Raw genomic sequence first — 6,744 nt, 5'->3', positions numbered from 1 at the left:
GTTCACCGACGGCAACGGCTGTTCCTCGGGCGAAACCGGACAGACCAGCCTGTTCGGCGGCAAGAAGAAATCCTTCGCCCTTCCGCTGGAGTCATTCTGATGGACCGCACACTCAAGGCACTGTCACTGATCCTCAGCTATCCAACGGCGGAACTGCAGGAGGCCATGCCCGAGATTGGGGCCATCCTCGCCGCCGATCCCCGGTTGAAGCCCGCAACCCGTGCGGCGTTGCAACGGCTGACCAGCAACCTCGGACTGGGTGACCTGTTCGACGTGCAGGAAAGCTATGTCATGCTGTTCGACCGCTCACGCACGCTGTCATTGAACCTCTTCGAACATGTCCACGGCGAAAGCCGGGACCGTGGCGGTGCGATGGTCAGCCTGATCGAAACCTACCGGGCGGCGGGTTTTGAGCCTGCCACCACGGAACTGCCCGACCACCTGCCGGTGCTGCTGGAATTCCTGTCGACGCGTCCCTTCGCCGAAGCGCAGGAAACCTTGGCGGACGCGGCGCATATCTTCGACGCGCTTGGCACCCGTCTGGTGCGGCGCGAAAGCAGGTATGACGCCGCGTTCGCCGCCCTTTCCCAGTTGGCCAACGGGCAGGTGGATGTTGACGCGCTGGCCGGAATGCTGGCGCAACCGGACGATGATCCCACCGACCTCGAGGCGCTGGACGCCGTTTGGGAAGAGACCGAAGTCACCTTCGGCCCCGACCCGAACGCGGGATGCCCACAGGTCCGCGACATGCTGGCACTGATGGACGCACCCGCACCCTCCCTGAAACCGGCCCCCGCCCCAATGAACAGGAGCGCATGACATGTTCGAAAGCTTCGACATCAACTTCGTCATCTTCGGGGTCATGCCCTATGTCGCGCTGACGGTGTTCCTTGTGGGATCCATCGCGCGCTATGAACGCGACCCCTTCACCTGGAAAAGCTCGTCCAGTCAGCTTCTGCGGCGCAAGCAGCTGATCTGGGGGTCAATCCTGTTCCACGTCGGCATCCTTACGGTGTTCTTCGGTCACCTTGTGGGGCTGTTCACGCCGGTCTGGGTGCTGGATGCGTTAGGGGTTCCCTATGGGCTGAAGCAGTGGATGGCTGTGCTGATCGGTGGCCCGGCAGGGCTTGCTGCGCTGGTCGGCGGCACCATGCTGATCCACCGGCGGTTGACCGATCCACGCATTCGGGCCACCTCGACCACCCTTGATATCCTGATCATGATCCTGATCTGGTTGCAGCTTGCCATCGGCCTGCTGACCATCACCCAGTCGCTTCAGCACATGGACGGGGCCGAGATGATCCGTTTCATGGAATGGTCGCAAAGCGTGGTCACCTGGAACGTGAACGCCTGGGTCACGGTGGTGGACGTGCATTGGCTGTTCAAGCTGCACATCTTCCTTGGCCTGATCATCACCATGCTCTTTCCCTTCACCCGGCTGGTCCACATCTGGTCCGGCTTCGCGGCTCCTTTCCGCTATCTGCTCACGCGGCCCGGCTATCAGATCGTGCGGTCGCGCCGCCGCCGCCCGCTGGAAGAACGCCGCCGTGCCTTTGACGCACGGCAGGCCAAGCCCGGCCCTTCAGCCACCACTCCGGCGGAGTAACTGCCATGAACATCGCCCTTTTCCCTGATGTCACCGTGAATGGTGAAACCATCCCGCAGGCCGCCATCGCAGCCGAGGCGCAAAACCACACCGCACCCAAGGACAAGCCCGGCATCGCCTGGCGAAAGGCGGCGCAGGCCTTGGCGATCCGCGCGCTGCTCTTGCAAGAGGCGCGGGCGCGCAGGTTGGCGGCCGACCCCGAGGAACTGTCCCCCGGCCGGGTCGAGACGGAAGACGAAGCCCTGATCCGCGCCCTGCTGGACGAGGCGCTGACGATTGCGCCTGTGACGGAGGAAGCCATCCGCGCCGAATGGGCGCGCGACCCTGGCCGCTATCGCTCGGCCCCGTTGTGGGACGTTTCGCACATCCTGTGCGCCTGCGATCCGCGTGACGACGCCGAGTCTGCCTTGGCAGGCGCCCGCGCGCAGGCTATCCTTGCGCGGCTGAAGGGCGACGCCAAAGGCTTTGCCTCCGCCGCCCGCGAAAGCGATTGCGGATCAAAGGCAGCGGGCGGGCATCTTGGCCAGCTTGGCCCCGGCGATACCGTGCCCGAATTCGAGTTGGCGCTGCGCACCCTGACCGAAGGCGGCATGACACCCGCCCCGGTCCTGTCGCGGCACGGCTGGCACATCATCCGCCTGAACGCCACCGCCCAGGGGCAGGTTCTGCCCTATGAAACGGTCCGTCCAAAGATCGCACAGGCATTGGAAAAGGCCGCCTGGGCGCGCGCATCACGGGGATTCGTCGAGACGCTTGCCAAAGGGGCGACGATTACCGGCGCAAGCCTCGCCCCGATCTGAGCCACGCGAAAGGGCGCATCATGAAGACGGCAGAGCCAGTGCGACGCGGCAGCGGGGATGCGCCCACGCATCCCGGCCTTCTTGGTCGGCCTCTCGACTTCATCAGCGAAGATCATCTGCGCGAACGCCAGATTTGCGCGTTGATTGACGCAATTGCACTGGCCGCGCACCTCGACCGACTGTCCGCGCTGACCGTGCTGCGCTTTCTGAACGAAGAGCTGAATGTGCATCTCCGCGATGAGGCCGAGGATCTGTTTCCGCTTCTTGCGAAACGCTGCACGGCCGAGGACTGCATCGAAAGCGCAATCAACCGGATCAGGATCGATCAGAATGAAGCTCTGCGCCTCTTGCCCGACGTTCGGGCAACGCTTGCCGACTGCCTTGATGCCGGGTCCGATCTTTCGGCCGAGGGGCGTGCGATGCTGACGAGCTTCGCGGGGCATGTGCGCCGTCATCTTGTCGCCGAAAATGCGATCCTGCTGCCCATCGCCCGCGCCCGGCTGACCCGGGCCGATCTGGCAAGGCTGTCCGCACATATGCGGGCGCGACGGGGGCTGACCCAACTTTCGGAGACCCCGAATGCTGAATGATGTTCTGCAGCGTAACCGGGACTGGTCGGCCAAGCGGCAGGCGCAGGAACCGGGCTATTTCACCCGTCTTGCAGCCTTGCAGGCGCCCGAATTCTTCTGGATCGGCTGTTCGGACAGCCGGGTTCCGGCCAACGTAGTCGCGGGCCTTGATCCGGGCGAGGTATTTGTCCATCGAAACGTGGCCAACATCGTCCACTCGTCGGATATGAACCTTCTGTCGGCGCTGGAATTCGCGGTCGAGGTGCTGGCCGTGCGCGAGATTATCGTCTGCGGTCATTACGGCTGTGGCGGCGTCAAGGCCGCGACGGAAGGTCTGCCGCAGGGACTTACCGACCACTGGCTGGAGCCGATTCGGCGGCTAGCGCGGGCCTATGCCGTCGATCTGGGGCGCGAGCCAGACATGGAAGGGCGGCGCGACCGTCTTGCCGAATTCAACGTGGTTGAGGGAGTCCGCCGCGTGGGCGAGACGCCGATCCTGCAACGGGCCTGGGCGCGCGGGGCGAACTGCCGGGTGCATGGGCTGATCTATGGGCTGAAGGACGGCCTCTTGCGAGACCTTGATTGCAGCATCGGCCCCGGGCATTTCGATGAGGAGGTGGCGCAATGACGATCCTGCAGCCAGTAGCGCGGTCCGGGTGTGGCTGCGACGGGCATGATGTCGCAAAGAAGTTGATCGCCATCGATGCGGCGCTGGCACTGATTGCAGATCGGACAGCCGCCGTCGATGGAACGGAAAACATTCCGCTTGACCAGGCACTTGGTCGCATTCTCGCAAGACCCGTGACGTCACGCTTCATGTCCCCGCCTTTCGACAATGCCGCGATGGATGGCTTTGCTTTTGCCTCTGCGGCGCTGCCGGGCGACGGACCGTGGACACTTGACGTTGTCGCGCGGGTTCCGGCGGGGCAGTCCTCCACCGTGCCGCTTGTCGGCCTCCAGGCCGCGCGCATCTTTACCGGGGCGAAAGTCCCCAACGGTGCGGATGCAGTGGTGATGCAGGAAGATGTCAAACGGACCGGCAGCACCATCCGCATCGATCGGCGACCGACGCCCGGGCTCAACATCCGCCGCGCGGGCAGCGAGATGGCAGCAGGGGTCATAGTTCTGGATCAGGGTCGACGTCTTGACGCGCGCGCGATCGCCGCCTGCGCTGCCGCCGGGGCAGGATCGATCCTAGCGCGCAGGCGATTGCGCGTGGCGCTTCTGGTGACCGGGGATGAAATCCGCGTTGCTGGTGCGGGGCGTGCCGAAGCTCAGATCTGGGACATAAACACCCCCATGCTGTCCGCCGCCCTCACGCAACCCCGCCTTGATCTTGTCGCCGTCGAACAGGGTCTCGACAGCCGTGACGGGTTGTTTCTGCAATTGGCAGAGATGGCTGCCTGTGCCGACCTTGTCATCACCACCGGCGGCATATCGGTCGGCGAAGAGGACCATGTCAAACCAGCGCTGCTTGCCCTGGGCGGTGACATCTATTTCAGCGGCGTTGCTCTCAAACCAGGCAAGCCGGTGTCCTTTGGCTGCGTCCGGGGGGCGTCCTGGCTGGGCCTGCCGGGCAATCCTTTGTCTGCCTTCGTGACCTGGCAGCTTTTCGGAACGGCGTTGGTTGCCAAGTTGACCGGTGAGGCAGGACAGGCTGCCCGGCGCCATGTCGTCACAGGCGCGGCCATTTCACGAAAGGCGGGGCGCTGCGAATTGCGCCCGGCTACCTGCACGGGCTTTGACGGCCACGGTCGCGAGGTCGTGACGTTTGATGCTGAAACCCATTCCGCCCATGTCTGTGCGTTACCTGACAGGGACGGTCTGATCTTTCTGCCAGCTGATTGCGATTTCCTGCCCGCAGGCGCGCTCGTCGAATTTCAACCCTTCTGCCGGACCTGAGGAGGCCCAGAATGAACCTCGCTTACACAATGGCACCTGGACGCGGCGATACCGACCTGATCCTGTTCAAGCTGGCGAACGCACTGGCAGCGCGTGGCCTTCGCTGCTGTGGCACGGTCCAGATAAACTCCGAGCGTGGCGATACGGGGCCCTGTGACATGGATGTTCGGGTTTTGCCCGATGGACCCATCCTGCGGATCAGCCAGGACCTCGGCCGCGACTCGCACGGCTGCAGGCTTGACCCCGCGGCTTTGGAGACGGCGGTCGGTCTGGTATCGGCAAGTCTTGAAAAAGGCGCGGACGTACTGATCGTCAACAAGTTCGGCAAGCATGAAGCCGAAGGTCGTGGTTTCCGGACGGTGATTGCAGACGCACTCTCTTACGGAATTCCTGTGATTGTTGGTGTCAACGCACTGAACTTACCTGCGTTTCACGAATTCTCACAAAGTCTCGCGGTGGGCCTGCCATGTGAAACCAATACGCTGGCAGACTGGGTCGCAGGTCTCGAATCTGGCTGCGTTCATGCTGCGTGAATAGCTGCGTTCCGCCCTAGTTACCTACCACTCGCTGACCTCGCTGCGCGCTGAATGCGTGGCCTCTTTCGCGGTATCTCCGCTAATGCCTTGCCACACTGACGTCAGTCGGCTTTCCGCACTGAACGCACCACGATCTGCGCCAGGTGGCAAACCCGCGTTCCTCAGATCGTCATCTCCAATGACACGGTCTGCGATAGGCCCGGAGGCGCACCTGCGCCGTGCCGGGCCCTCGGGAAGTGAGGCCGAAGCCTCACCCGAAGGGATCGTATTCCGAGACGATCACGACCTCGTCTCCGTCGATTTCATCGGCGGGGACGGCGCCGAAGGTTCCATCCCCTGCCTGGAAGACGACGACCGAGACCATGAGCGTGGCGGCGAGGGAGGCTGCGAAGGCGTGAGCATCTTTGCGGGACATCTGTTTGGCTCCTGTCTTGGAGGCGGGGGACCATCCCCCGCGCGACAGGACCCCGCAGGCCCGAAGACTGGCTGACATCACCGGGTGCGTTCGGCCCCCCTCTTCAAACGGGGCCGAATCCACCCGGCGGCACGGGCTCGCCCGTAGTCCGACCCCTTGCGGGTTGATCTCGAAGACAGGATTCGGGGCAAGGAAGGGAATGGCGAGCGGGGGATGGTCCCCCAACCTCAGGAGCTGGTTGTCCCGCTGATGCTTTGACCACCGCCCGCCTCCCGGGCAGGCTCGTTGTTGAAGACCATCCGTCTTTGGGGATGGATCCTCCGGCGCCCCGCGGCATTGCGGGACGAGGGTGTGGTCGGTGAGAGGCCCGGCCATTGGGCAGGCCCCTCACGCATTGTCAGGGCTCAGGCGGCCAGGTCTGCCCCTCCTGCCCTATCGCCGTCTTCGGCGCCGACGATCTCAAACCGCGCGTTGCGATATCCCTCTCGCGCGATCCAGAGCTCGGCCGCGGTGATCGATTCCGCCAAATGAAGCAGCTCGGTGTTGCCCCCGAAGTCCAGAAGCACGCGCACCTGCCCAGCCTTCGGTTCCTCGGCCACCTCGAAGACCAACCGGCTATCCGCCGAATGGCTGCGCATGATCGTGACGAGAATGACCCCGTCCGAGGAGAAGCTGCCCTCATGCAGCGTGAAGGAGGCCGGAGCGGTCCAGGTCGGGTACGGCCGGGGCGGCTCCTTCTTCACAAGACGGCCGACGCCGTTCGATCGCTCCCAGGCGGCGAGCTTCTTGGTGAACCGTGCCGGCGGCTTGGGACTACCGTCGGTATAGCGGATCAGTGCCCCCAGAGGGGCTGTGTCGATGATGGTTGTTGCAGACATGATTCCTCATCCCGAATGCGCACTTTCGCATTCATCAT

At 63.9% G+C, this 6,744-nt stretch carries 9 protein-coding genes; 7 read left to right on the top strand and 2 right to left on the bottom strand.

Annotation, left to right across the window (positions count from 1 at the left end; all coding sequences use genetic code 11):
• The first annotated feature begins 99 nt into the window (after positions 1-99).
• From narJ to ACRCSW_RS12600, 7 genes are read left to right on the top strand one after another with little or no spacing between them, the layout of a single operon-like run.
• Positions 100-819 carry a nitrate reductase molybdenum cofactor assembly chaperone gene (gene narJ / locus ACRCSW_RS12630; RefSeq protein ID WP_438705564.1) on the top strand — a complete coding sequence of 240 codons (720 nt, stop codon included), beginning with the start codon at positions 100-102 and terminating at the stop codon, positions 817-819.
• A gap of 1 nt (position 820) precedes the next feature.
• A complete protein-coding gene (gene narI / locus ACRCSW_RS12625) occupies positions 821-1,606 on the top strand; it encodes a respiratory nitrate reductase subunit gamma (protein ID WP_438705563.1) in 786 nt (261 codons plus the stop codon).
• 5 nt (positions 1,607-1,611) lie between these two features.
• Positions 1,612-2,406 (top strand): peptidylprolyl isomerase, encoded by a 795-nt coding sequence (locus tag ACRCSW_RS12620; RefSeq protein ID WP_438705561.1) that lies wholly within the window; start codon positions 1,612-1,614, stop codon positions 2,404-2,406.
• Positions 2,407-2,426: 20 nt separating this feature from the next.
• Entirely contained in the window at positions 2,427-2,996 is a 570-nt protein-coding gene (locus tag ACRCSW_RS12615) for a hemerythrin domain-containing protein (protein ID WP_438705559.1), read from the top strand.
• Entirely contained in the window at positions 2,986-3,603 is a 618-nt protein-coding gene (locus ACRCSW_RS12610; RefSeq protein ID WP_438705557.1) for a carbonic anhydrase, read from the top strand. The genes ACRCSW_RS12615 and ACRCSW_RS12610 overlap by 11 nt, the downstream gene beginning before the upstream one ends.
• Complete coding sequence (locus ACRCSW_RS12605) at positions 3,600-4,877, top strand: molybdopterin molybdotransferase MoeA (RefSeq protein ID WP_438705556.1); 1,278 nt, start codon at positions 3,600-3,602, stop codon at positions 4,875-4,877. Before ACRCSW_RS12610 ends, ACRCSW_RS12605 begins: the two co-directional genes overlap by 4 nt.
• Positions 4,878-4,888: 11 nt before the next feature.
• Positions 4,889-5,410, top strand: a complete 522-nt coding sequence (locus ACRCSW_RS12600; protein ID WP_438705554.1) for a DUF2478 domain-containing protein — start codon at positions 4,889-4,891, stop codon at positions 5,408-5,410.
• Positions 5,411-5,663: 253 nt separating this feature from the next.
• On the opposite strand, the gene ACRCSW_RS12595 is transcribed toward ACRCSW_RS12600, so the two are convergent.
• Positions 5,664-5,828: a hypothetical protein gene (locus ACRCSW_RS12595; RefSeq protein WP_438705553.1), complete on the bottom strand. Its 165-nt coding sequence runs from the start codon at positions 5,826-5,828 to the stop codon at positions 5,664-5,666.
• A gap of 404 nt (positions 5,829-6,232) precedes the next feature.
• On the bottom strand, positions 6,233-6,706 hold the full coding sequence (locus ACRCSW_RS12590) for a hypothetical protein (protein WP_438705552.1): 474 nt from the start codon (positions 6,704-6,706) through the stop codon (positions 6,233-6,235).
• Positions 6,707-6,744 lie beyond the last annotated feature (38 nt).

The sequence above is a fragment of the Tabrizicola sp. genome (assembly GCF_051645465.1).
Classification (GTDB): Bacteria; Pseudomonadota; Alphaproteobacteria; order Rhodobacterales; family Rhodobacteraceae; genus Tabrizicola.
Note: the sequence above shows the minus strand (reverse complement) of the source record. Positions and strands in the feature narration are given on the sequence as shown.

Excerpts from the sequence above, each read along its gene's own strand:
- narI (WP_438705563.1), top strand. The coding sequence starts at position 821 with ATGTTCGAAAGCTTCGACATCAACTTCGTCATCTTCGGGGTCATGCCC.
- ACRCSW_RS12610 (WP_438705557.1), top strand. The coding sequence starts at position 2,986 with ATGCTGAATGATGTTCTGCAGCGTAACCGGGACTGGTCGGCCAAGCGG.
- ACRCSW_RS12620 (WP_438705561.1), top strand. The coding sequence starts at position 1,612 with ATGAACATCGCCCTTTTCCCTGATGTCACCGTGAATGGTGAAACCATC.
- ACRCSW_RS12600 (WP_438705554.1), top strand. The coding sequence starts at position 4,889 with ATGAACCTCGCTTACACAATGGCACCTGGACGCGGCGATACCGACCTG.
- ACRCSW_RS12590 (WP_438705552.1), bottom strand. The coding sequence starts at position 6,706 with ATGTCTGCAACAACCATCATCGACACAGCCCCTCTGGGGGCACTGATC.
- ACRCSW_RS12595 (WP_438705553.1), bottom strand. The coding sequence starts at position 5,828 with ATGTCCCGCAAAGATGCTCACGCCTTCGCAGCCTCCCTCGCCGCCACG.
- narJ (WP_438705564.1), top strand. The coding sequence starts at position 100 with ATGGACCGCACACTCAAGGCACTGTCACTGATCCTCAGCTATCCAACG.
- ACRCSW_RS12605 (WP_438705556.1), top strand. The coding sequence starts at position 3,600 with ATGACGATCCTGCAGCCAGTAGCGCGGTCCGGGTGTGGCTGCGACGGG.
- ACRCSW_RS12615 (WP_438705559.1), top strand. The coding sequence starts at position 2,427 with ATGAAGACGGCAGAGCCAGTGCGACGCGGCAGCGGGGATGCGCCCACG.